Annotated in this window: 18 protein-coding genes; 2 read left to right on the top strand and 16 right to left on the bottom strand. The window is 49.9% G+C overall.

Translation table 11 applies throughout. The features are described from left to right. Position 1 precedes the first annotated feature (1 nt). Positions 2-1,633, bottom strand: coding sequence for an extracellular solute-binding protein (locus KI379_RS05100; protein ID WP_212984613.1), 1,632 nt, complete (start codon positions 1,631-1,633; stop codon positions 2-4). A 270-nt stretch (positions 1,634-1,903) separates the two neighbouring features. Further along, complete coding sequence (locus KI379_RS05095; RefSeq protein ID WP_212982946.1) at positions 1,904-2,728, bottom strand: sugar phosphate isomerase/epimerase family protein; 825 nt, start codon at positions 2,726-2,728, stop codon at positions 1,904-1,906. Between the two features lie 98 nt (positions 2,729-2,826). Here KI379_RS05095 and KI379_RS05090 point away from each other — a divergent pair, with 98 nt between their 5' ends. Beyond that, the gene (locus tag KI379_RS05090) at positions 2,827-3,660 is read left to right on the top strand and encodes an AraC family transcriptional regulator (RefSeq protein WP_244879195.1); all 834 of its coding nucleotides are present in this window, start codon (positions 2,827-2,829) and stop codon (positions 3,658-3,660) included. 49 nt (positions 3,661-3,709) lie between these two features. Here the strand turns inward: KI379_RS05090 and KI379_RS05085 are convergent, their stop codons facing one another. The 9 genes from KI379_RS05085 to KI379_RS05045 form a co-directional block, all read right to left on the bottom strand. Continuing rightward, positions 3,710-5,083 carry an ABC transporter substrate-binding protein gene (locus KI379_RS05085; RefSeq protein ID WP_212982945.1) on the bottom strand — a complete coding sequence of 458 codons (1,374 nt, stop codon included), beginning with the start codon at positions 5,081-5,083 and terminating at the stop codon, positions 3,710-3,712. Positions 5,084-5,376: 293 nt separating this feature from the next. Next, positions 5,377-6,147, bottom strand: a complete 771-nt coding sequence (locus KI379_RS05080; RefSeq protein WP_163877868.1) for an alpha/beta hydrolase — start codon at positions 6,145-6,147, stop codon at positions 5,377-5,379. Positions 6,148-6,211: 64 nt separating this feature from the next. Beyond that, complete coding sequence (locus KI379_RS05075) at positions 6,212-7,510, bottom strand: SGNH/GDSL hydrolase family protein (protein WP_306433642.1); 1,299 nt, start codon at positions 7,508-7,510, stop codon at positions 6,212-6,214. 122 nt (positions 7,511-7,632) lie between these two features. Beyond that, a complete protein-coding gene (locus KI379_RS05070; protein ID WP_212982943.1) occupies positions 7,633-9,171 on the bottom strand; it encodes a response regulator in 1,539 nt (512 codons plus the stop codon). Continuing rightward, the gene (locus tag KI379_RS05065; RefSeq protein ID WP_163877878.1) at positions 9,164-10,984 is read right to left on the bottom strand and encodes a sensor histidine kinase; all 1,821 of its coding nucleotides are present in this window, start codon (positions 10,982-10,984) and stop codon (positions 9,164-9,166) included. The genes KI379_RS05070 and KI379_RS05065 overlap by 8 nt, the downstream gene beginning before the upstream one ends. Before the next feature lie 24 nt (positions 10,985-11,008). Beyond that, the gene (locus KI379_RS05060; RefSeq protein WP_212982942.1) at positions 11,009-12,547 is read right to left on the bottom strand and encodes a response regulator; all 1,539 of its coding nucleotides are present in this window, start codon (positions 12,545-12,547) and stop codon (positions 11,009-11,011) included. Between the two features lie 121 nt (positions 12,548-12,668). Continuing rightward, positions 12,669-13,580 carry a carbohydrate ABC transporter permease gene (locus KI379_RS05055; RefSeq protein ID WP_076169204.1) on the bottom strand — a complete coding sequence of 304 codons (912 nt, stop codon included), beginning with the start codon at positions 13,578-13,580 and terminating at the stop codon, positions 12,669-12,671. A gap of 14 nt (positions 13,581-13,594) precedes the next feature. Further along, positions 13,595-14,581 carry an ABC transporter permease gene (locus KI379_RS05050; RefSeq protein WP_212982941.1) on the bottom strand — a complete coding sequence of 329 codons (987 nt, stop codon included), beginning with the start codon at positions 14,579-14,581 and terminating at the stop codon, positions 13,595-13,597. Between the two features lie 80 nt (positions 14,582-14,661). Further along, the gene (locus tag KI379_RS05045) at positions 14,662-16,317 is read right to left on the bottom strand and encodes an ABC transporter substrate-binding protein (RefSeq protein WP_076169206.1); all 1,656 of its coding nucleotides are present in this window, start codon (positions 16,315-16,317) and stop codon (positions 14,662-14,664) included. 314 nt (positions 16,318-16,631) lie between these two features. Here KI379_RS05045 and KI379_RS05040 point away from each other — a divergent pair, with 314 nt between their 5' ends. Next, a complete protein-coding gene (locus tag KI379_RS05040; protein WP_076169207.1) occupies positions 16,632-17,396 on the top strand; it encodes a helix-turn-helix transcriptional regulator in 765 nt (254 codons plus the stop codon). An 18-nt stretch (positions 17,397-17,414) separates the two neighbouring features. On the opposite strand, the gene KI379_RS05035 is transcribed toward KI379_RS05040, so the two are convergent. The 5 genes from KI379_RS05035 to KI379_RS05015 form a co-directional block, all read right to left on the bottom strand. After that, positions 17,415-18,959, bottom strand: coding sequence for a carboxylesterase/lipase family protein (locus tag KI379_RS05035; RefSeq protein ID WP_212982940.1), 1,545 nt, complete (start codon positions 18,957-18,959; stop codon positions 17,415-17,417). 53 nt (positions 18,960-19,012) lie between these two features. Further along, positions 19,013-20,779: a hypothetical protein gene (locus KI379_RS05030; protein ID WP_212982939.1), complete on the bottom strand. Its 1,767-nt coding sequence runs from the start codon at positions 20,777-20,779 to the stop codon at positions 19,013-19,015. Between the two features lie 39 nt (positions 20,780-20,818). Continuing rightward, positions 20,819-21,727, bottom strand: a complete 909-nt coding sequence (locus tag KI379_RS05025) for a carbohydrate ABC transporter permease (RefSeq protein ID WP_212982938.1) — start codon at positions 21,725-21,727, stop codon at positions 20,819-20,821. Beyond that, the gene (locus KI379_RS05020) at positions 21,724-22,644 is read right to left on the bottom strand and encodes an ABC transporter permease subunit (protein ID WP_212982937.1); all 921 of its coding nucleotides are present in this window, start codon (positions 22,642-22,644) and stop codon (positions 21,724-21,726) included. The genes KI379_RS05025 and KI379_RS05020 overlap by 4 nt, the downstream gene beginning before the upstream one ends. A gap of 394 nt (positions 22,645-23,038) precedes the next feature. Further along, positions 23,039-24,319: a glycoside hydrolase family 27 protein gene (locus KI379_RS05015; RefSeq protein ID WP_212982936.1), complete on the bottom strand. Its 1,281-nt coding sequence runs from the start codon at positions 24,317-24,319 to the stop codon at positions 23,039-23,041. Positions 24,320-24,364: the final 45 nt, after the last annotated feature.

The raw sequence follows: 24,364 nt of genomic DNA, 5'->3' as shown, positions 1-24,364 counted from the left end.
ACTAATCTTTCTGTTTGTTCGAGTACCATTCATTGACTTCGGCTGTCATTTTATCACCGCCCAGACGATGCCATTCCTCGACGAAACGGTCAAATTCATCGATGGGATGACCAAGTATAATGTTAGTGAACGTATCCATCGTCAGAGAGTCCAGAATCGATTGTTTTTCGATCATCGTATCGGTTGGCGCGCCCACAAAACTCTCATACAATAACTGGTTGTTCCTTTTATACCGGTCAAGGATGGAAAACGCTCCCGACGGGCCATAGGTTCGTTCCCAGCCCCAGCCGGACGGATTGCCACGGGTCAGATAAGCCTCGATGTTCTTTTGAATCGACCTTGCCTCATCCTTAAGCACATTAGGGTTTCCGGTTCGGCGTGCCTCTTCAATTTGGTAGTAGGCGTCCAGATTCTTCAGTGCAGGATACGGAGTAACCGGAGAAAGCTGCCAAGCCGGATATGGGGTGCTGTAATAGATTTCGTACTCGGCCGTCGCTCCCCAATTCTTTTCCAGATGCAAATTGAACAGCTTTACGATGGCCTCGGGATGCTGGAATCCCTTACGGACGGCAAGAAATTGATGGGTAGCGAAGCGGAGCGGCACTTTCGCCGGTTTCCCTGTGGCCGAAACAATGGGAAAAGCCTGCCATCTGGCTTCCGGATCCTGCTCATGATTGCCCTGCACGACAAACGATCCCCACTGTTCGCCGTACATCATCCCGTATTTACCTGCGGTAAGCTCTGCCTTGGCCTTGATGCCGTCTTTAAACATAAATTCCTCGTCAATTTCTCCGTTCCGATACATGTCCTGAAGAGCTTTCAGCGCAGTTTTGACTTCAGGTTGAACGGCTCCGTATACGAGCTTGCCGGATGGATCGCGAATCCATATATTAGGGAAGGCGTCGTAACCGGCCATAAATGCCGACAAGCCCATCACGGGATCCCATAAATATTGGGTTACCGGGAGCCCCAATGTATCGTTTTTTCCGTTTCGGTCGGGGTCATTTTCTGTAAACGCTTTCGAAATGTTCAGGAGGTCATTCATCGTTTGTGGCGGCTGTAAGCCGAGACGGTCCAGCCAATCCGTCCGGATCCAAATATACTGTGCTCCCTCGATCGATGAGCTTGTCTCGGGAATTCCCATCAATTTGCCGTCTACCGTGGCCGCTTCAAACGGCCCGCTCCCCTCCTGGCCCAAAATTTCCTTCGTGAACGGCGCCGCATATTTCTCATAGGCTTCGGTCAAATCCTGAATCAGGCCTGCATTGCTCAGCTGACGCAGCTGATCTGCATCGACTCTCACGACATCAGGCAGGTTTCCCGAAGCAAGCGCAACGCCCAGCTTCTGGTTATAGAGGGTGCCTTTGGCTGTCCAATCATACTTGATCTGGATGCCCAGAACTTGTTCATACAGCCGGGTCCATCGGTTATCTTCCAGCGTTTCTCCCTGAAACGTTTTGATCAGGTTGTCCAAATCATCGCTCGTCTCCCGCACGAAAGTGAGCTCAATCGGGGGATCATACTTCTCCAGGCCGGGTTCCGAGTAGATGTACTGACCATCGGTCTTCCCTGTTACCTCCTCACCGTCAGACACCCCGACCCGGTCGCACGAAGCCAGCATGGACAAGGGCATCGTGACCGTCAGGACTAGACCAACTACACTCCATTTGGGAATACGCAATGCGCCAACCCCATTTCGATTAGATTCATTAAAGCGTATCAAGACTATTATCTTGATGGCGTACGCACACACACAACCCGCATCTTTTTACTTGCTCACCCGTTTTTTACTTTTTTTGTGAAAGCGTAAACATTTTCTCTATTTATTTTAAATCAGTTTTTATGATCTCTCCTATTCATAAACTAAAGAAATACCCCCAATAAATGCAGGACTTTGCGCCAGTCAATTCCACTTCATTTCCTGCTCGGCCAGCAGTTTCTTAATTGCTTTCGCGGCTACTACGAATAGTTCAGGCTGGCTGAGCCCCGCGAGCTTTCCGGTTGCCTGCAGGTGCGGCTCCAAAGACATAAATCCGGAATATCCCGTCTGTTTCAATTGCTGGAGAAGCAGACGCAGCTGGCCGTCTCCCTCGCCGGCAGGAACCACTGAACCATTGTCCATCCGCGCGTCCTTCACATGAATATAAGAGATGTAGCCGGCGAGCAGCGGGTATGCCTCAGACATGGGGTGTACCCTGCATTGCACAAAATTTGCGGGATCAAAGGCCGCTCTCATGCCGGGCGACGAAACGGCCTCCAAAATGTCCTTGCAGCGTTCTCCGGTATCGCCGTAAATGTGGCTTTCATTCTCATGCAGCAGTACGATTCCGGCATCATTCGCCAGCTGAACGAGCCGCTTCATACGACGGAATACTTCCTCTCGGAATCTTTCATGTTCTCCCTCCGGAATATAAAACGAAAAGATGCGGACAAACTTCGCTTCAAAAAACGCTGCCAATCGTATGGCGTGCTCGGCCTTCGTAAAATGCGGATCAAAGTCCTCGGTGATCTTGATTTTTCCCAGAGGAGAGCCGATTGCGGAGACGCCGAATCCCCGCCGGGTCAGCCGTTCTTTAATCTTCACCGTTTCCGCTTCGGTTAAATTCAATACATTTTTCCCCCAGACTCCCCGCAGCTCCAGATACCGAATATTTTCCGATTCGAGGACATCCAGCTGTTCTTCCAAATCCGATGAAATCTCATCTGCGAAACCAGTTAATGTAATCATGACAAAACCCCCTTCATTTGTTCAACTGAAATGAAATTCTTTATCATGGATGAGTCATACAATCTCGATTTTCTCTTGAATTTTCTGGAGCGAAATCTATGATTAGCTTAAAGGAGGCGGTGTACTTGGAAATTGAGCATCATCCTCATCTTGTTCCGAATATCTTTCTGTTCATCGACCGTAGATGCTTTCCCGAGTGGACGATCCAGAAAGCGAAAATCGGCTTCCACGATCTAACGTTTGTGGTTGAAGGCATGGCGAATTACTATATTAATGGAGAAAAATTCACAGTAGAAGCAGGTGACATGATCTACGTCCCCGGGGGAAGCATCCGGGAAGCCCATACGTTCAAGGAGTCCCTCATGCACTCGTATCCGTTCAACTTTTTTTGGGCTGAACCGTATAATCATATCCATCTTCCGTTTAAAGGCGTCACCAAGAAAGTGATGACCAAGGAGATTCTGGGGTATATTCGTGAATTCAACCATGTATGGATGAGCAAGCAGCCGTTTTACCACATCCAGGCACGCGCTTTGTTCGAGCTTATCCTCCACCGTCTGCTCACCAACTATTACCGGAAAGCGCCCATGCCGATCGATCCGCGGATCAAGAAATTAACCGAATACATTTCAGAGCATTACTCGGAAAATCTCTCGATCGCCGAATTGGCGGAATGGCTGCATCTGAGCCCCGTCTATTTGGGCAGGTTATTTAAGCAGAATACCGGTACGACACTCAAGGAGTACATCAAACGCATTCGCATCAACAATGCCGAAATGATGCTGTCATCCGGTGACTTTACCGTGAAGAACGCGGCGGAAATGTGCGGGATTGACGATATTTACTATTTCAGCAAGCTGTTCAAGGAAATGAAGGGCTATCCTCCATCCGCTGCAAGGAAGCAGGCAGGGCAGAAGCACATCCTTGAATAAGGAGTCCCCACTTCGGATATTTTCTTCGTGGGGACGGTACCTATCACCGCTACTTTTTCCAAACCTCATCAATCGAAGCCTGGAACGGCTCTTTGTATTTTCCAATGACCGTGGAAACGGAATTTCCGTCAATAATGTCTCCGACTAGCTCGTAGTAAGGCATGGAAGGATACCCGTCTTTGCCGTCGACGACGTTGATGCTTTCCCCTGCCATTTTTGCATTGTTGATGTCGTCTTCGTTCTTGAATAACGTTTCGAGTGAAGCTTGTTTCGGGTAGTCGTAGATGGACTCGATATCGTTGATTTTTTCATAAATGTAAACCAATTGCTCGGGATGTTCGACCGCCTTCGGGATCGTCAAGTAATTCGGAATCGTAAGATGGGAGTGGTACTCTGTCGCGCTGGGCCCTTTAGGGAAGGGCAGGAAGCCTATGTCCAAATCAGGCATATCCTTTTTAAATCCATCCATCTCATAATCGCTCCCTGCATACATCAGCGTGTTCCCTTGACGGAAAAATTGGCCGGGTTCGGTCCAATCACCGCCTTCGGTCGGTCTGGCGATGTTTTCCGTTGCGAGCTGGGAAATGAAGTTTAAGGTTTCTTTCGTTTTCGGATCCTCTAGGTTTTGCTTATCTCCCGACACGATATTTGCGTCGTTGGCTGCCAGAGCCTGAACTAAAATGGAAGCGGAAGCAAGCCCCCAGGTGTCCAGCTTACCGTCATTATTCGTATCTTTGTTCGCCTCTTTGGCTGCCTGGATGAAGGTCTCCCAATTCCAGTCGTCTTCGTTGACGTATTCCTGCAGCGGCTTAACGCCCAGTTTCTCCATCAAGGTTCGATTATAAAAAATACCTGATGAAGCACCGTTGATGCCTGCTCTGAACCCGTAGCCCCTGCCCTCAAACTGCGAATAATCGTTCGTGTACTGCTGAATAAATACGTTCTGATTTTTTGTGAATTCATCAACCGGGGAGAATAAATCCTGCTTCACGAGCGTTGGAATCATCCAAGGTCTGGCCATCCGGATGATGTCGCCGAGCGGCTCTCCCGCGAGCAGCGATGACGTCACTTTATTCACGTACTCGCCATAGTCGATCGTAACGTATTCCATTTTAAAGTTATGCTTCTTCATGAGTTCGTCCAGGTTCTGCTTCTTTTTAATATTGTCCGGGTTATCTTCCTTGATCGATTCGTCGTACCAAGATACCCATTTGATCGTCCGGCCACCCATGTCGAAATTCATTTCCGAAGTACCGCTCTCTTCTTTTTCGTCCGGCTTCGCGGGTGCATTCGTGCTTTCCTCAGCGGCATTCTCGCCGCTTGAATCCGTGTTGGATGCGCCTCCTCCGGAACCGCTGCTGCAAGAGGCCATCAGGATCAGAATCAAACACCAAACCAGCACCATTGACTTACGCTTCCTCATAAAATACCCCCCCTTTGGATTTCGCCGTCTCATAGGACAGCGCTTTCAAAACATGAGCTTGCACGCGTATGCCTCCGTGATGACCGAAAGAATCGGTTCCGATGCCGGTGGTTCCTGATGAACTGCAAGCACACGGATCATGTTAAATGGATTTCCGGCAAACAACCATAGATAATCTAAATGGCATTTGTAAGTTTTAAACATCATTTTTCAGCCTTCCTGAACCTGACCTGCTTTAACTAAAAAAAAAGAAACCTCTCCCTAAAGGAAAGGTTTCTTCCTGATCCATGATGCTAAACTCGAAACAGCAGCTGCGAGAAATGGTACAGATCGTTTTTCCAAACCGGCCAATCGTGACCGCCGCTTTCCTCGTACCAGACATGAGGAACGCCGTGCTCTGACAAATACGAGTGCGTCCGGTCACTGATATGCTTCAGGTCATCCTGGTCTCCGCAGGATAGCCAGAGCAGTCTGAGCAGATTTGCTGCCTCTTCGGGATTCGGTACGAGCAGTTCCGGGACCTTGGTATTCGGGGCCGGAGAAAAGGCTCCTACCCAGGCAAAGCGGTCGAGATGATTCAATCCGATATTCAGCGCCTGCCCTCCGCCCATGGACAAGCCGGCGATACTATAATTCTCTCTGCCTGTGAATACCGGGTATTTCGATTCCATAAAAGGAATCAGATCATGAAGCAAATCGGACTCGAAAGTCTCGAAGGCTTTCACCTTGTCGGGGTCGAATATGTCTCCTTCCGCCCTGTCGTTCGGCATCGCGCGGCCATTAGGGAGTACGACGATCATGGGCTCGAGCTTGCCGTCGGCGTAAAGATTATCGAGCACAACCTGTATATTGCCGTGATTCTTCCATTCGGCTTCATCCCCGCCTATTCCATGCAGGAGAAAGAGCACGTTATACTTGTGTTGTTCGGAGTACCCGGGTGGGGTGTATATGAACATATTGCGGTCACAGCCGACTGTTTCTGAATAATATTCCACAAGTTCGATTTGTCCGCGGCTGATATGTTCCCTATATTGGTCAAAGCCCGTTGGCGCTGTTTCTATCAATTTCTTTTCCTCCCCTGTTATGACTCACATGATTAAATAGAACTGTATCAAGTACAAACAAGCTTTACAGCACGTAACCAAACCCCAGAATCGTAAACCGTTTATGTTCGCTGCCCGCCGCCATACGGATCTCGACGGTATGCTGCCCTGATTCCGGCTCATCGTACAAAATAACCGCACTGCAGTGCGTCCAGTTCACTTCATGCGGATCAGCGGTCAGCTTGTGCTTTCCGTCCACCCGAATCTCCGCGGATCCGAAATCGCTGCTTCCCGAGTCTTTAAATACGAGAATGAGACGCTTGCTCCTGATGGTCATTGTAAAATGGCCCTCTCCCGATCCGGCTGTATGCATCCAGTTATGGGGAAATTGGGGCGTGCCGTAATCGTGATCGTCCATTTCCGCGAGCTGCAGATCGGTATCGGTCTCCTGAAAACCACCGGTATCGATCTGAGCGATACGATCACCGTTCTGACGATCCAGCAGCCGGGTGTGAACGTAATCGCTGCCGATCAACGGCGGTTTATCGGTCAGGACATCCTCCTCATCAGGTGCAGACCGTTCCGTGACTTCGAACAGCCAGTCCAGGCAATCCGCCATGATCTGATGGCCGCTATTCGTCGGATGATAGATATCATGGAAGAACTGCCTTTTGGAGATGACGCCTCCTTGGTCCCTGGCCAAACGGAACTGCTCGACGACAGCATCCTTTATGCTGACCATGGGAAGGTCGTAGTGCCACCCGACCGGAGCCAGCCGATCCTGAAGATTCCAGTCGTTCAGGAACACGCTGAACAGCAAGATCACCGCAGGCCGGCTATCGCCGCCAAGCGCCTTGAGCACCAGGCTTTCGTAACAATTGCCCCGCGTCTCATCGCCGGCGTCATTGACAGCAAACTCCACGACCACGATATCCGGATTCACCGTTCCGTCCCGGAGCACATCCCGATCATAACGTACGATTCCCAGCTCTGACGGCGTCCCGCCTACTCCCGCTTTGATCAGACGGATCGAACTGCCTTCGGAGGAGGCGAACCGCTTCCTAAAAAGATCGTACGACCTGTAGGCGTAACAATTTTCAGGAAGCGGGATAGCCCCAGCTCCATGGGTGATGGAGCCGCCGATGTAGGCGATGGTGACCGGCTCCCCTCTCTTCGCTTTTTCGATGGCCGCTTTCAATCTCTTGTTGCTGCCCCGATTCAAAAGAGATTTGGCGATCATATCACGGTAGAACTGCCCTTCAAAGTCAACCGGAGGATCGATCATGTCTTCGGCAGCTTGATCATCTTCACGCCGGTTTTCGGGGTCCCGCGGGGCCGCAGGGCCGCGAGCTTCGTTCGTGGATGCAGCTGGATGGTCTGTCATGGGAAATCCCCTTTTCACTGTGATTAGGAATTTGCGTTTCGATTTATCAAACTTCATTATCCCTGCAGCGGACGGATAAACTCAATCCGCATCTCTTTACATACCCACCCGATGTTTACTGCTTACGGGGCAGAAATACCTAACCGATCTCCCGGTTGATGCCATTTTCTGTAAGATACAGGTTTGAGAGACGTCCGCTTCTCGAATTCTCTTAAAAAATGGTGATAGTGGACATATCCGAGATCCTCTGCGATCACCCGCACCGTTTCTTCGGTGTCGCACAATCTTCTTTTGGCTTCGGCAATCCGCAGATCGTGGATGTATTCCAGAATGCCGACACCGTTCTTTTTGATAAACGCCTGCCCTAAATAAACCGGATTGATAAAAAACCGTTCCGCGATCTTCTTGATCGTCAGATTCTGATGGAAATTCTCTTGCAAATAACGCTCGATTTGCACCAAGGGATGCTCGGAGTTCATTTCTTTGTAGTGCTTGACGGTTCCCATGCATAATTCTAAAAACGTGTGCAGCGACTGCTTTAACGCAGTAATGGAACCCGGCTTCGTTTTTAAAAAATGGAACACATCCCGCCATAAATCCATGGTCCCGCCGAATTCCCTGAGCAGCTCGATACTTTTCATGACGATCTGAATGCTTGCCATGTACGCCACTTCGGGGGCAATCTTGTTATCCTTAAATGTCTCGAACAACTGATGGAGCATATCGCAAACTTTCTGCTCCTGTGATCTCTCAACAGCGATGAGCAATTCATCCAAGACAAGAGACGGAGGAAGAACGTAACTCATTTCAGGCGAGGAATCCGGGTCCCCGTCAATCACCCCTCCCTCCTCCGAACGGAAGAAGTGCTGAAGGGAAGCCTTGGCTGCCCTCATATAAGACTCAGGCAAGTCATGAAGAGTTTGAACCGAAGGACCGACGGATACGGAGCAGTCAAGGCCATGCTTCAGGAGTTCTTCGTGCACGCGTCGCGCGAGCTCTAATGGTTTACGGGCAGTATCTACGATAAGACCGGCTTGGTTGCAGTACATATCTACATATAATGCATGCCCTGACTGGGAAAACGACCGGCAAATTTCCGTTCCCTCGCATGTCAGTCCTTCAATGTGGATATACCGCCAGCCGGTGGCTTGCTGATTCATCTGATCCATTAAATGCGCAATATCCCCGTCGACTTCGGTCAGTTCTCCGCGAAGCATTCGGGAAAGGGCGATGGCCAAGACCTGTTTGGAGGTAGCTTCCTCTTGCTCTCTGGTGCGTGATTTGGCGTCAAGTTCATTAACAATCGTCGCGATCATCGCATCCCACTCAGGCTCAATGACCGGTTTGAGCATATAAAATCTCACCCCGTACCGAAGAGCCGTGCGGGCATATTCAAAGTCGCTGTACCCGCTGAGAACGACAAAGATCGGATCATAATGTTCTATGGAACGGACTCGACGTATCAATTCCAGCCCATCGATCCCCGGCATGCGAATATCGGTGACCACCAAATCCGGCAGCGTGTCCATAATCAGAGACAGGGCATCTTCGCCGTCGTCGCATGCTCCGCAGATTTGAAAACCGAGTCCTTCCCAATCGCTCAACATCTTCAGCCCCTCGAGGGCAATCGCTTCGTCATCCACAAGAAGCACGCTATACATGAATTTCACCTCCCGCTTGTGCTTGAACCTGGTTCAACGGGATTTGGATTACGATCGCCGTACGTACATAGGGATCGCTTTCAATGACAAGCTTGGCTTGACCGTCGTAGTACACTTTCAGACGCTTATACACGTTGCGCAGTCCGATATTTTTTCCGGTGTCATCGTCCGAATGAAGATTGCGGTTGATCCAATCCAGCTTGTCCTTGTTCATGCCGATCCCGTTGTCTTCCACGGTAATGATAAGGTCCTCATAGGACCGATGGATCCCGATCCGGATCAACCGTGCTCCTTTGACCGACTGGAGTCCATGCTTGCAGGAGTTTTCCACGAGCGCTTGGATGCTCATTTTAGGGATCCGGTACTTCATCAGGCCGGGATCAACGTCCAGCTCATAGGAAAACCGGTCCTGGAACCGGAATTTTTCGATCTGGAGGTACATTTCAATGAACATCACCTCCTCCTCAATCGTCACCAGGTCATCTTTCCAGCTTAACAATCTGCGCAGGATCTGGGCCAGATTGCGAATAATATCGGTCACCTGCTCGTACTTGTATTTTTTGCAGATGACCAGCACCGCATTTAATGTATTAAATAAAAAGTGGGGGTCCACCTGGCTTTGCAAATAGTTCAATTCCGCCCTGACCCGTTCCAGCTCCAGATCCTTCTTCTGGATTTCCAGCTTGTAGACGTCGTTGATCAAATTGCGGATTTTTTCGGTCATCATGTTAAAGCTCCGCAGGAGCCCGCCGATTTCATCTTTTCCTTCGTACATATGAATCGTTTCAAAACGTTCGTAGTTCACAAGTTTCATATGCTTATACAGCTGCTTTACTCTTAGATTGTAGGAACGCAGAATGACTACAAATAAGATGGCCGGGATCAGCGTGGTGATCAGAGCCAAAATCAGGATAAAACGAAGGATATGACGAAGCTCGCCGCTGATATCTTTCCTTTCGGGTGTTCCGACCAGATTCCAGCCCTGTGTATAATTTGCCGGTCCTAATGGCCTGATAATATCCTTTATCGCTCCATCTCCGGAAGCTCCGCTCTCAACAGGGAGGCTCAACAGCTGACTGTCGCCCGCATCATCATGCGACTGATCGGATGCCAGAACGATTCTGTTTTTGTCATCGATCAGCTTTAACGTCATATAATCCCGTTCCTTGGCGAACAATTCCTTCAGACTGTCCAATCGCAGATCGATCCGCAGATACTTTGTATGCTTTAATAGTCCGGGGTAATTGTCCATTTTCCGAATGATGCTGATGTATACCTTCTTTTGATTCGGGTACATCGGGTTCGTATCCAAATACGAAGTGAGCAGCACTTTTTCTTTGCTCCCGGCGATTTTTTGATACCACTCGCTGTTCTTATCGCTGTCTTGCAAGACAAAATAGCTGTTGCCGCTTTGAATGGTCGGATTCGTCGTATATACGCCAAGCCATAAAATATAGGAATGCAGGTTACTGTACTGTCGCAGCCGATCTCTTAATACATTATCGTAATTTTCATAGTACTCATCATAATCCGCATAGTTATAATCCAGCATTTCATTTAACGTCCGGTCCGCAGCTACCGTGTTGCCGATGGCAACGCATTCATTAACCATTTGCATAAAATCATAGCCCGCCCGCTCTACCGAAATTTGCAGATTTTCCTGTTCACGGGTTTCGGCATTTTTGCTGGTCTGCAAATAGAACAGCGTATTAATGCTGATGATCGGAATAAGTACACCGAGCAGGATGATTAAAAACTTGTATCTTAAAGGGATATCGTCCATGAGAGCTGAGGTCTTCCACTTCACGTTCATGCACCTGTCTCCTGCATCATATTTTCAGCCCTTCTTATAAACCGAAGGGGATATGCCGTTGATGGCTTTAAATTTGGCCGTAAACTGATCGGTATCGGCATAGCCGACACGAGCCGCAATCTCGCGAATGTTCAAGTCGGTTCGCCGAAGAAGCTTCATAGCTTCTTCAATCCGCACGGCATGATAATATTCGTTAAAGGAAATGCCGAGTTTCTTCTTGAAGCGCTGTCCCAGATAGGCCGCATTGACATGCAGAACCTCGGCGATATCCTGCAGCTTCAGTTTCTCGGGATAATGATCACGGATGAATTCTATCGCTTTCGATATGTTTTGATCCGTTTGAACCCCATCTTCTTCAGCAAACCACTCGGCCGCTTCGCGAAGCTCGGTCAGGGTTTGTTGTTCAAGGTCGCTTTGCATCGTCAACGCCGGTGAGCCAGTAAACCATCTCCTCTCCCAATCCGCTGTGCTGCCTCCCCTTCTGCCGATTTCATGGAGGAGTTCAACCTTGATATTGGCTGCATAAGCGCTGATCCACGGTTTTGAAGCGTGGTCTCCCGAAATGACGGCGAAAAATTCGTGCACACGACCGGGCAGCTCATCCACCTTGCCTTCCACAACCGCCTTTGTGAGCGATTTCATAAACGCAGAGGGAAGAAGGAGCTGCTGCTCCAGATTCTCCTCCTCATAATAGTAAACCTCTTGATGACGGTTATCGAGACGGGAAACCCCAGCGGCAACGGCTTCTTGGAAAACGGTGTTGAGGGAATACGGTCCTTTATGCTCATCGCTCACCGAGAAGGTGACATTCTCCTGATAATCGTTTCTAATGCATCGGATGAACCGGGCAACAAGAAGGGGAGTCAATTCCGGGCCGTCGGGGCCGGATATCAATACGTAGCCGTGCTTGTCCTGCCCGATCACGAAAGGAAGCACGGTAATATGCTCTATTTGCTGTTCGGCCAGACGGCTCAGCCGATCCAGCAGCTGACAGCCGCGAACATTTCCGTGCTCCAAAGCAGTTCCATACACGAGCATGCAGCGAATCCGCGATTCATCGCCGATGGGGAGCTGCCTAACCGCCTGCTCCAGCTCTTGCGGAGCGTATTCTCTTGTGAGAAGCTGCGAGAGCAGTTCTGTTTTGACATAGGCAGTCTCGGCTCTGCGGTACGCATCCGATTTCTGCTCGGACCGGATCTCCGAAGCTATGTTTTTCACGGCCGATTCCAACTCGCCCTCATCCAGAGGCTTGGTCAGATAGTTGCAAACGCCATATTGAATGGCTGTCTTGGCATATTGAAAATCAGCATATCCGCTTATAATAATAAATTTCGGTTGGAGAGACCCGCCCTGCACCTGCTTAATCAGCTCTAATCCATCAATGACGGGCATACGAACATCCGTAATGACCAAATCGGGATTGAGACTCTGGATTAGCTGCAAGGCGTCATCCCCATCCATAGCCGTACCACAAATCTCAAAGCCCAATTCGGTCCAGTCGACCAAAAAACACAGACCTTCCAGCATCAAGGGTTCGTCGTCGGCAAGTAAGACTTTAAGCATTTGGCATCACCGCTCCACCGATTGAATTTGCTTCATTATACACCCATGGAATAGGAGAAACCGTTCCGGCAGGCTGCCGGAACGGTACTGTTCTCGTCTGAAACGAGCACCCGAAAAATTTTTATTCTTTGACACTTCCCAAGTTCAAGCCTACCACAAAGTACCTTTGCAAAAAAGGATAAACGAATAATATCGGCATCGCGGTCACGATCGTGATTGCAGCCTGAATGGACGCCGGCGTTACCATGGCCTGGGTTTGGTTCGTATTAGCCCCTGCCATCATGGACGGATCGTTATTCGTGCTCATGGTCGATCCAAGCAGCTTCATCATTTCATACTGGAGTGAACTGAGGTTCTGTTCAGAAGAAGCGTACAGGAACGTGTCGAACCAGGAATTCCAGGAGCCTACGGCGATGAACAAGGCAATGGTCGCAAGGACGGGCGTACACAGCGGAAATACGATCCGCCAGAAAATCCGGAAATCACCGGCTCCGTCAATTTTGGCGGATTCTACCAGGCTCCCCGGGAGCGACCTGATGTACGTTCGGATCACGATCAGGTTAAATGCGCTGACCAAACCCGGCAGGATATAGACCCAGAAGCTGTTCCGCAAACCCAGGTCTTTGATCAAAAAATAGTTGGGAATCAAGCCTGCGTTGAAGTACATCGTCAATATAAACAGCATGCTTATTTTTTTGCGGAAAATATAGTGAGGCTGGGCCAATGTATAAGCCAGCATCGTCGTCAGAAATACGCCGAGCACGGTCGAAATGACGGTACGGGACACAGAAATGAACGCGGCGTGATAGATCGTGCCCGATACGAATACCGCTTTATAATTTTGCAGGGTCCAGGTGTGCGGCCAAACGTACACGCCCCCCTTCAGCGAATCGCTTCCGTCATTAAATGAAATCGCCATCGTATGAAGAAAAGGGTACAGCGTGACAATGACAACAATCAGCATAAACAGGGTATTCAGCGTATGGAAAACGACGGGTTCCAGGCGAAACTGACTCTTGACTTCTGTTTTCATTTCCCCGTCCTCCTCTATACCAATCGTTCTTCGCCAAGACGCTTTGCGATGGAATTCGCAATAAGCACGAGTATGACGCTCACGATCGTTTTAAATATGCCTGCAGCCGTGGCAAGGGAATAATTCCCCATCGATATCCCGTACTTCAGCACGAAAATATCAATCGTTTGCGACCAGTCCACGACCAGGCCGTTGCCCAGCAAATACTGAACCTCAAATCCTGCATCCAGGATATGCCCGATATTCATAATGAGCAGGATGATAAAAGTCGACTTGATCCCAGGGAGCGTCACATACCTCATTTTATGAAACCTGCCTGCACCGTCGATGGAAGCTGCTTCGTAAAGGGACGGATCGATCGAGGTAATGGCAGCCAAATAGATGATCGTATTCCAGCCAACCTCTTTCCAAACGTTCGACAGCCCGACGATTCCCCAAAAATAGTGTCCTTTACTCAGCCACATCACGGGCTGATCAATCAGATGCAGCTTCATGAGTACGGTGTTGACGATGCCGTCATCCACAGATAAGGAAGTCGCAACAATGCCTGCCGCGATGACCCATGACAGAAAATGCGGCAGATAGGATATGGTTTGTACCGTCCTTTTAAAGAACCGCACCTTGATTTCGTTCAGCAGCAGTGCCAAGGCAATCGCCGTTACAAAACCCAAAACCAGGTTGATGAAACTCATGGCAATCGTATTTCGCAGCACCCCAAGGAAGGCGTCGTCCTGGAACAGAAAACGGAACTGCTGCAGTCCAACCCAATCCTGCTTCCAGAAGGACAGGGCCGGACGATAGTTTTGAAAAGCCATCAGCCATCCCCAGACGGGGACATATGAAAAAATGATTAAGTAAATGGCAATTGGAACCGACATGAATATCAGCTGTTTTTGGGCTTTCAGGGTTTTCCAGCTCAGGCTGACGCCAATTTCCGGGTCCACTCTCTTCTTCTTCTTCTTCTTGCTCTTGACCTCCCCGGTCAGCACGATTTCAGACATCTCGTTGTTCCCCTCCCTTATGACATTTCCAATACGGGGCGGGGAATGAATTCCCCGCCCCGTTTGGATTTCTACAGCTCTTACTTGCTGCTCCAGTTCTTAATCCGCCATTGAATTTGTTCATTCATGCGGTCTTCGTAAGCCTTAATATCCAGCTTGTGGATCTGATTCACATAATCCTGCCATACACTATCAAATTCCGAAGGGGAAGCCATAATCGCTTTCGGCAAATATTTTACCGACAGGTCGTTTAATTTGGTGCTGGCCAGTTGAGCGGCCGAACCGTCCTCCAGAATGATGGTATAAGCCGGGAAATATACCGGGTTCGGGCCGGGCTCCTTGAAAAATTCCGCCCAGGTTTTATGGTTGTATGCTTTCAAGATTTCTTGATCATAAGGCTTCAAGCTATCGTAAAATTCCTGCGGCTGGGTTCCGGGATCCGTCGCGTTGCCATCACTGTAAGATCCCTGCATTTTAGGCATGTATCCAAAGAACGAATCTGCCTTGTTCGCTAATTTCCAGGTATTGTTGTCCGCATTTTTCCGCTGCTCCGGAGTCCGGTAGAACGTGCCGTCTTCTTTGACCTCATAATCTTCTCCCTTGATTCCCCATTGCAGCGTCTTCTGCCAATCCTCTGTCATCAATGCATCCATAAACTTAATGATCCGAACCGGATCTTTGGCTTTTACGGAAATACCAAACCCGCGATTGAGGTTCAACCCTCCGCGATCACGATAGTATTCCTTTGCACCGGGATACATGAGCGGAAAGCCGACGTAAGTGCTTCCAATTTTCCCTTGGGAAATCAAGGAATTCTCACCATCTTGGAAGTTCCAATGCTGATCGAACATGCCGATCACTCGCCCGCTGGCAATTTTGGCCAGGTACTGGTCATAGTTCTGCACGAAGGCCTCTTTATCCAGCAAGCCCTGTGCGTTCACTTCATTCAGCTTCTTATAGTAGGTTTTCGCGATATCCTTGTCCGCAAAAATTTGCGCCTTGTTGTTGTCCACGATCACGCCGCCGTCATTAGGGTGACCGGATAAATGCTCCGGCGCGTTCTGGAGCGGAAATACCCTCCAGTCAAAATTCAAGGTTTCAAATCCGATCATATCCGGATGCTTGGCCTTATATTTCGCGATAATATCAAAATACTCTTCCAGCGTTTTCGGCGTAGGATAGCCCATTTCTTTCAAAACATCCTTTTGCAAATAGAACCCCGGTCCCTGATAGGTCGTATCGTGAACCGAACCGGTGTACACGCCGTAGCTTGGGAGTACATAAATATGTCCGTCCTTCGGATCCTTCATTTGATTCCATACTTCCGCATAATGCTTCTTCAAATTGGGCGCATACTTCTCAATTAAATCTTCCAGCGGAATATAAGCCCCCGCATTGATCAGTTTGTCATTGCCCGAGATGAGATCCGGGTAGTCGCCGCCTGCGATCATAACGCCCAGCTTCTGCTGCAGATCCCCGACCAAAAATTCCATATTCAGACTGACGCCGGTTTTTTCTTTAATCAATTTATAAATTTTGTTGTCGGCCGTAGGCTGCTGGCCCGGGGCGTCCATAAACACAGACAGGGTAATGGGTTTCGTATCGTCCCCGCTTGATTCAGCCGTCGATCCCCCGCCGCTCGTTTTTCCTGATCCGCTGCAGCCGGATAGCAGCAGTGCCGTAGAAATCATGCCGATACACAAAATGATGAGTGAACGTTTTACCTTTTTGCGCATTTCTTTGTGCCCTCCCCTTTTTCATCTATTGTCACATATTCTCACCTGGTGATAACTAAATTATATCTTTCTAGAAATCGCTTACAATTCACAAACTCAAGATGTTCCCCCTAAAAATATAGTCGCCCAAGGTTTAACACAAACAAGCGCCCCGCGGCGAATTGACGGCAGCCGCGAGGCGCTTGTAAACGGTGGATCATCTCATGACCCGGTCACTGAACATATTTCCTGATGCTAAGGTAGAACTCATAGGGTTTCGTTCATATTTTCCTTGTTATAGTATAGTAGAAACATCATTCCAAGGAGGGATAAGGATGGCCCGTATTCATTTTGTTGAGTATAACACGACGCACCCAAGCAACTTTGTGATCGATGTTCCCGTGGGTCATCACTGGCTTCTTGTCATCACCAAGACTCCCGCGCAGTTCTGGGTCAATGGTGCGCTGAAGGAATATCCTACGCACAGCGTTATCCTTTACCGCCCGCAGCAGAAAGTGTATTATCGGGCCTGCGCCGATCAATTCATCAATGACTGGATCCGCTTTGAATCTAATGAGCCCTATATTACGGAATCGCCGCTGCCGCTCGGAGTCCCCTTTTCCCTGGATGATCCGGACTACTGCCGCAAGCTGTTTGAACTGTTGACCATCGAACACAACTTTCATCGGGATTACAGGGCTTCGTCCATCGACTGTTTGCTGCGGACGCTGTTCAACAAGCTGTTGGAATCTTATTTTCACGAACCGATTACGCCTCAGTATTATAACTTGTTGAAGCTTCGAACCGCGATCCAGAACGATCCGGGCGATTACTGGACGATTGCGAAAATGGCCGAATATCTCGGAATCAGCCCAGGCTACCTGCAGAGCATCTACAAAAAAACCTTTAAGGTCACCTGCATGGAAGACGTCATCAACAGCCGAATCCGGTTGGCCAAAGAATATTTAATTCACAGCACCCAAAACATTGCTGAAGTCGCCTCCCGATGCGGGTATCAAAATGTGGAGCACTTCTGCAGACAGTTCAAACAGATGACAGGCTATTCGCCAAGAAAATTCCAGGAGCATAAACAAGCTTGATATCCATATCACGCCATGCTAAGCCTCTGGTTGCAAGACGGGTCTGTTCTTCTTGAAATATTGGCGCACCAGAAATTTCATGATCTCGCTCGGCTGCTCTTGGGAAAATTCAGCCTGATCCGCAAAGAGCATTCCATAAGGGGCTTCCGGGGTATAAGGCTCCCATCGCGGCAGTTCCTCTCCCGTTGCATCCAGCCCGTTCGGATCACCGTTACGGATGAAGTTCGCCCAGTAATTGCACATCTGGCGGGCCAAATCGTAATGCTTGCCGACAAACGGCCGCCAGCATTTCGCCAGCGTTTCGAAGAAAAACCAGAGATCTACCGAGTGGAAGGTGCCCGGATCATCCCAGCCGGGGATCTCGGCATCAAAATTGTAATAGTACAATGGCGTACCGGAGCCGGTCTCGGCATTGGCCTGTGCGGCGATGCGGATCGCATATTCGATGCCGCTCACCGCAGCCTTCTGCCGGCTCTCCTCCACGTTGGCCGATGGCGCGCCACACAGTTCCAGGAACGCCTCTGCGTCGTCTCCAAACATGTCTTCGGCCAGCTTCTTGAATTCTTCAGGCGTATGGACATCCGGAGTACTGAAGAACTCGGAGGACGTGTGGCCAAACATGACCGGCACATTCCAGCGCTTGTTCTCAAGGAACAATTCAAACGGATTGCCTACGCTGAACACCTGATCTGCGACGGTGCCCCAGAATCCCTTGTATTGCACAGCCTTGTCGCGGAGAGTGACGGCATCCAGCTGCCGGGCTTCCGCAAGTGAAGATACGCCAAGGTATTCAAAAAATTTCACGCCATCCTGTTCGGCCTCAGCCAAATGACTCCGAAGCGGGGGCACACGAGTCCCCGGATACAGCTTCGTGTAGATTCCGCTTTGAATGATCGCCTTTTGAAACAGCCCCTCATTCTGAGGCGAAGTCAGCTGGGTCATCACGCTGCCGCCGCCGGCGGACTGACCGCCGATCGTGATGTTGTCCGGGTCGCCGCCGAAAGCCGCAATATTGCGCTTGACCCATCTGGTGGCCGCCTGCTGATCGAGATTGCCGAAGTTAGCCGGCGCTTCGGGCGCTTCCGCCGTAATTTCCGGATGGCATAAAAATCCGAACACATTGAGGCGGTAGTTGATCGTGACGACCACGATCCCTCTTCTGGCGATGCGTTCACCGTCGAACTCCATTTCAGCCGTATGGCCGACCTGAAGACCTCCGCCAAAATACCATACGTAGACCGGCAGCTTCTCATCGGTCCGATTAGCCGGTGTCCATACGTTCAGGTAGAGACAGTCCTCGTCCATGGCGATGTCCGGTTCCACGGCCCATTCCCGGGTATAGATATTGTTTTCGTCGATCTCCTGCCTCACCTGCATCGAGATCGGCGCGAATTCGTACGCCTTAAGCACGCCTTCCCAGTCCTGGGCGGGCTGCGGGGCACGCCACCGATTGTCGCCTACGGGTGGAGCGGCGAATGGGATTCCTTTGAAACTGGTGATTCGGGGGTCGGCTGCCGGTAGTCCCTGCACCACCCCGTTTTCAACTTGTACGATTCGAAGCATGTGTAACGTCTCCCTTCATTGTTGGAATTCACCGGCCTTCACAGCCCCTACTCTCATTTGCCGGCCGATGCCTCGGAACGCATTTGAACGATTTTTTGCGCTTTTGCCGTATCCGCAGCAAGTACATCATTCCAGCCGAGACCTGCCACATCCGTTTTCATCTTTGCCCACAGCTGGTCAAACTCCGCCTGATCCTTCGCAAACACCATTTTCCAGGATGCATTTTTTACATAGTCCGAAATCTGGCTGCGTTTATTTTTAATATCCGACGAGTCAACACCGAAGCTCGTATTAATATTCGGCACGATGTCGATCATCTTATTTTTCTGATAGTAGTCTGTTGCGTTCTTGGCGTCGTAGGTTTTTTGCCAGTCCGTGGTCAAGGCGGTCTTGTTAGCTTCTATAGTGGAACTCCAGTAATTGTTGTTATAGAATTCGCCGGTGTCCGGATCCTTGACAAAATCGCTCATGATCATGCTGTTGATCTTGCTCTGTCCGTCCTGGTATCCGCCGCCTCCATATTGATCCGGTACGGGGGTGTTCTTCTGGAAAGCGGTTTGCCCTGTTTCGGTCAGCTTGAACTTGCCGTCATCCGTCTTTTCGTAATTGAACCCTTCAAAGCCGTTCGTGTAGTAGCGCAAGCCCTCGGGAGAAACCGACCAATCCAGGAATTCCATGATCCTTTCGGGATTTTTGGCCTTTGAACCGATGGCAAAAACCCTGCCGTTGCCGTAGTAGGCATCACTGGTCTGAATGATCCGGGAATCCGCGATCGGGACTGAAACGTAGCCGTCGCCGTTTTTGCCCCTTTCAATGGAATTGTAGAACCCTCTTTGCCAGGAATACCATAAGAGGAGCACCTGTTTGTTGGTCAGTTTTTCAGAGACTTTGTTCCAATCCTGCGACGCGGAATCCGGATCGATCAGCCCCATCTGATTGGCCGTAAAATAAAATTGCAAAATCTTTTTGTACATGCTGTTATCATCAATGAGCGGAACGATATCGCCTTTTGCATTCAGCTGTAAGGTTGAAGTTCCGTCAGGCTGCTCATAGCCGTACCAGTTGCTCAGCCAGCGTACGTTCTCCATCCCTCCGCCATCCCAATCCTTCCACAGGGTGATCGGAACGATCGGTTTCCCGTCCGGAGTCTTGGGATACTTCTCCTGCATTTTTTTCAGTACATTCAGGAGGTCGGTCAAATTGTTCAGCTTGGGTGCCCCTACCCCCTTGTAGTAATCCCAGGGTAAAATGGGGCTGGAATAAGGCTGGTCTTCCGAGAAGGTCGTTGGCGAAGTATCGGCTGTAAACGTCGGTAACGCATAAATTTTGCCGTCCGGATTCACTTTATCGAAAGCCTCGTTGAAAGGTTTGAAGTGATTATCCACATACTGGGACAAGTACTTGGTGTTCTTGACCTTATCCGTCAAGTCCATAATGAGACCGGCCGGGATGAGCTCTTCCAGCTGACTGTTATCGATGATCAGGAGATCCCCCAAATTTCCTGCTGCCGACCTCGTCTTGTATAACTGATCCCCGGCAACCTGCGGAGCAAGTATGTTCAGCGTCAAATTAAACTTGTCTTTAAGCAGCTTGCCATACCATCCGGTCTGCTCGCCCTGGTAATTCGCCGCGTTATCGAACACCGTAATCGTCAGCGGCTTGCTGTGATCGATGGCTGTGTTATTCTCGGAAGTCTTTGCATCGGTACCCGGCTCCTCATTGGATGCGCTTCCACAGCTGGCCAGCCCGACCGAGGCGATGAAGAGGCAAGCGAACAATAGCATGACCGATTTTTTTGCTGCTTTCCTGCTTTTACTCATTGGCCATCCTCCTAAATCCATTTTAATATCAAGTGAAAATCAACCTTTGACCGCCCCGATCATAATTCCCTTGACGAAAAACCTCTGGAAGATCGGGTAGACGAGCAATATGGGGGCAACGACGATAATGGTAACGGTCATGCGAATGGAAGTCGTGGTTTGCTCTGTGGCTAGACTGGCTATGGCCGTCGAACCGGCATTTTGCAGGTTAACCATGGTCGATAATGAGCTCGCCTGATTGATATAGTTATAGAGAATAAATTGCAGCGTGTATAATTTACTGTCCGTAACGAGCAGCAGCGTATCCTGAAAAGAGTTCCACTGATCCACTGCAGTGAATATCGCGACCGTCGCCAATATGGGCTTGCTTATCGGCAATATGATCCTGAAGAAGATCATCATCGTTCCCGCTCCGTCGATGCTTGCCGCCTGCTGCAATTCCTTTGGCGTCGATTCCACGAAGGTCTTGACCAGAATGATGAAGAACGGGGCTACGATCGTCGGCAGAATGTATGCCAAAAAATTGTTGGTCAAATGCAGGGAGCGCATGGTGAGATACCACGGAATAATGCCGGCGTTAAAGAACATGGTGATCACGGTGAACCGGTACCAGAATCTTCTCCCCCACATATCCTCTTGGGAGAACATAAATCCCAAAAAGGCGGAGGCCCCTACCGTCAGCAGGGTTCCGATCACGGTTCTGCCCAGGGAGATCAAAGCCGCATTCCCCAATCCCGGTATTTTAAAAACGTCCAAATAGTTCTGGAAATGGATGTGCCGCGGATAAAAGACGACATCCCCCCGGGCACTGATATCGTTTGCGCTTATCGTATTAATGATGATGGAGTAGAACGGATAGACGCACACGCAAGCAAACAGGGAAAAAAGGACGTAGATCACTACGGTGATCATTTTGTCGGTCGGGCTTACCTGAACTGCTTTTCTCATACGATACTCTCTCCTCTTAACAATTTGGAGAATCCGTTTACCGAAAAGAGAAGAACAACACTAATCAAACTCTTCAGCATGCTGATTGCGACCGATACGGAGTAACTGCCGCCCCCCATCGCCAAGTTATAAACATACAGGTCCAGAACTTGTATATTTTCCTTGTTGAATGCATTCTGGAATACGAAATATTGCTCCAAGCCATTATTCAGAAAGCTGGCGATCTGCAGCATCAGCAGAACAAAATACGTCGGGAGCATGCTCGGCAGGATGACGTTCCATATCACCTGCATTCTCGTTGCCCCGTCCACATGGGCCGCCTCATAAAGGGAATCATCAATTCCCGTAATCGCCGCTATGTATAAGATGGCGGACCAGCCTAACGTTTTCCAGATCGTCCACAGCCACATGGTGATCCAGACATGATCGGAGTTCTGAAGGAATAAAATCGGGGAATCGATCAGTCCCAGCTGCTTCAACAGACCGTTGACGATGCCTTCGCTGGAAAACATGGAAAACGCCAAAGAATATACCAGTACCCAGCTGATAAAATTCGGCAGGGTCGTTACCGTCTGCACAAACTTCCGGAACCGCACGGCCTTTATTTCGTTCAGGAATATGGCAAAAATCATGGGGAGCCAGGAGAACAGCAGCCCCAATCCACTCATCCCGAACGTGTTCTTGATGACCTGGAGCAGCTGGTCGATCTTGACCTTGTTTTCGATCAAGGAACGAAACCACTGTAAGCCGACAAACGGAGATTTGGACAACGGAATCGGCGGCGAGTAGTCGAAGAATGCATAGACCCATCCGTATAGCGGATAGTAGGCAAAGACAGCAAGCAAAAGCATGAACGGAAGTATGTAGAGGAATTTCCTAAAGGATATGCCTTTCGTGCTGTACTCTCGTATGCGCATCGTGTCACCTTCCCTAAAGATTCGTAGATTTGACGGGGAACCACAATATCCACTCCCAGCCAATCATTCGAAAACGCTTTCAATAATAAGCAAAAAACGCTCTGACCCCATCCATTTCTCCAATCACAATGGTCTCATCTGTTTTTTCGGAACACCTCCATACATTCTCTCAAGATATCATTGTATCTCTATATGACTTGCACTAAATTTAAAAAAATTGTAAATGACTCCCCTGATTTAAACAATGATCTATACCAACATCTAATTGATATATCGTCACATTGGGCAGCCAGGAAACATACAGAGCTTTATGAATTCGATCATCTTAACAAAAAGGAAGCCTATCTATAAAAGATAGACTTCCTCTGATATGTCTGCATCAACAAAAGGGTTGTTATTCCGGTATAAGCCGGAACAAAGCGGCTCCATGCGGCGGAACGGCAGAATCCAATGTGCCGCCCAGCTCCCTGCGCTCCTCTCCGGTCCATAAATTTCGCGCATGCGCCGAGCCGGATATGCCCAGCTCAGCCAGCGACACGGAAACTTCGGCAGCCTCCTCGCCGGTATTGAACAGCGCGGCGTAACGCTCGCCATGAGGACCCTCAGCAGCCCATATCACTCGGCCTTCGCTCCGGCTCACCTGGCGGGCGCCGAAGCTGTGCTGATGCATGTCCAGCACGTCCCGGTTCGTCAGCAGCGATAACGTCCACTCGTCGTTGTCACGCATCTCCCCGCCGAACATGAGCGGCGAGCGGAAAATCGTCCACAGCGTCATCATCGTCAGCTGCTCGTCACGCGTAAAGTTCGTCATCCGGTCGGGATGGCTGCACCGGACGCCGATGCGGCCCAGCGGGAGCATGTCGCAATCCGGCCAGCAGCCGGGCTTCGGTCGTCCCTGCCACGTCTCGCAGCGGTCGAACATATCAAGCAGCAGCGGCCAGCGGTCCCAGAAATCGTCGGTCATCCGCCACATGTTGGCATGGGCTTCAAGGAAATCGGCATGCTTCACAGGTGCGGGCCCGGGCGACAGGCTCAGCACCATCGGCCGGCCGGCATGGTCGATCGCCTTGCGGATCAGCTCAATTTCGGCCAAATGCGGCCCGCCGTGCAGCCAAGAATCCGCAATGTCATCCACCTTGACGTAATCGACGCCCCATTCGGCGTACAGCTCAAACAAGGAATGATAGTATTCCTGAGCCCCTTTCTTGCCCGCGTCGACGCCGTACATATCCGTGTTCCACCCGCAGAAAGAATAGGTATGGGCGATATCCCGGGCCGTAACGTTCGTGCCCTTGATCGGCGTATTATCATGTACGGCCTGCCGTGGAATGCCACGCATGATATGGATGCCGAATTTTAGTCCAAGGCTATGTACGTAATCCGCCAGCGGCTTGAAGCCCTGGCCTCCCTCCGCAGACGGAAAGCGGTTCACTGCTGGAATGAGGCGCGAGTAACCGTCGGTTTCCAGCCGGACGAAGGGCCTGTACAGGTCTGAGACCGCTTCCGGCTCGTACCACTGAATATCGACGACAATGTATTCCCAGCCGTAATCCTTTAAATGACGCGCCATATATTCGGCATTGCCCCGAACTTCCGCTTCCGTAACGGTTGCGCCGTAACAATCCCAGCTGTTCCATCCCATAGGGGGTGTTGGTGCAAACGAATGATGCTGCATGACGTTCCTCCCGAATTGATTTCGTATCATAAAATTGCTTTTACG

The sequence above is a fragment of the Paenibacillus cineris genome (assembly GCF_018333335.1).
GTDB lineage: Bacteria > Bacillota > Bacilli > Paenibacillales > Paenibacillaceae > Paenibacillus_AQ > Paenibacillus_AQ favisporus.
Note: the sequence above shows the minus strand (reverse complement) of the source record. Positions and strands in the feature narration are given on the sequence as shown.

Coding starts and splice junctions, on each gene's coding strand:
- KI379_RS05050 (WP_212982941.1), bottom strand. CDS start 14,581: ATGTCTGAAATCGTGCTGACCGGGGAGGTCAAGAGCAAGAAGAAGAAG.
- KI379_RS05090 (WP_244879195.1), top strand. CDS start 2,827: ATGATTAGCTTAAAGGAGGCGGTGTACTTGGAAATTGAGCATCATCCT.
- KI379_RS05095 (WP_212982946.1), bottom strand. CDS start 2,728: ATGATTACATTAACTGGTTTCGCAGATGAGATTTCATCGGATTTGGAA.
- KI379_RS05100 (WP_212984613.1), bottom strand. CDS start 1,633: ATGCCCTTGTCCATGCTGGCTTCGTGCGACCGGGTCGGGGTGTCTGAC.
- KI379_RS05085 (WP_212982945.1), bottom strand. CDS start 5,083: ATGAGGAAGCGTAAGTCAATGGTGCTGGTTTGGTGTTTGATTCTGATC.
- KI379_RS05075 (WP_306433642.1), bottom strand. CDS start 7,510: ATGACAGACCATCCAGCTGCATCCACGAACGAAGCTCGCGGCCCTGCG.
- KI379_RS05060 (WP_212982942.1), bottom strand. CDS start 12,547: ATGCTTAAAGTCTTACTTGCCGACGACGAACCCTTGATGCTGGAAGGT.
- KI379_RS05070 (WP_212982943.1), bottom strand. CDS start 9,171: ATGTATAGCGTGCTTCTTGTGGATGACGAAGCGATTGCCCTCGAGGGG.
- KI379_RS05020 (WP_212982937.1), bottom strand. CDS start 22,644: ATGCGCATACGAGAGTACAGCACGAAAGGCATATCCTTTAGGAAATTC.
- KI379_RS05045 (WP_076169206.1), bottom strand. CDS start 16,317: ATGCGCAAAAAGGTAAAACGTTCACTCATCATTTTGTGTATCGGCATG.
- KI379_RS05015 (WP_212982936.1), bottom strand. CDS start 24,319: ATGCAGCATCATTCGTTTGCACCAACACCCCCTATGGGATGGAACAGC.
- KI379_RS05055 (WP_076169204.1), bottom strand. CDS start 13,580: ATGAAAACAGAAGTCAAGAGTCAGTTTCGCCTGGAACCCGTCGTTTTC.
- KI379_RS05040 (WP_076169207.1), top strand. CDS start 16,632: ATGGCCCGTATTCATTTTGTTGAGTATAACACGACGCACCCAAGCAAC.
- KI379_RS05025 (WP_212982938.1), bottom strand. CDS start 21,727: ATGAGAAAAGCAGTTCAGGTAAGCCCGACCGACAAAATGATCACCGTA.
- KI379_RS05035 (WP_212982940.1), bottom strand. CDS start 18,959: ATGCTTCGAATCGTACAAGTTGAAAACGGGGTGGTGCAGGGACTACCG.
- KI379_RS05030 (WP_212982939.1), bottom strand. CDS start 20,779: ATGAGTAAAAGCAGGAAAGCAGCAAAAAAATCGGTCATGCTATTGTTC.
- KI379_RS05065 (WP_163877878.1), bottom strand. CDS start 10,984: ATGAACGTGAAGTGGAAGACCTCAGCTCTCATGGACGATATCCCTTTA.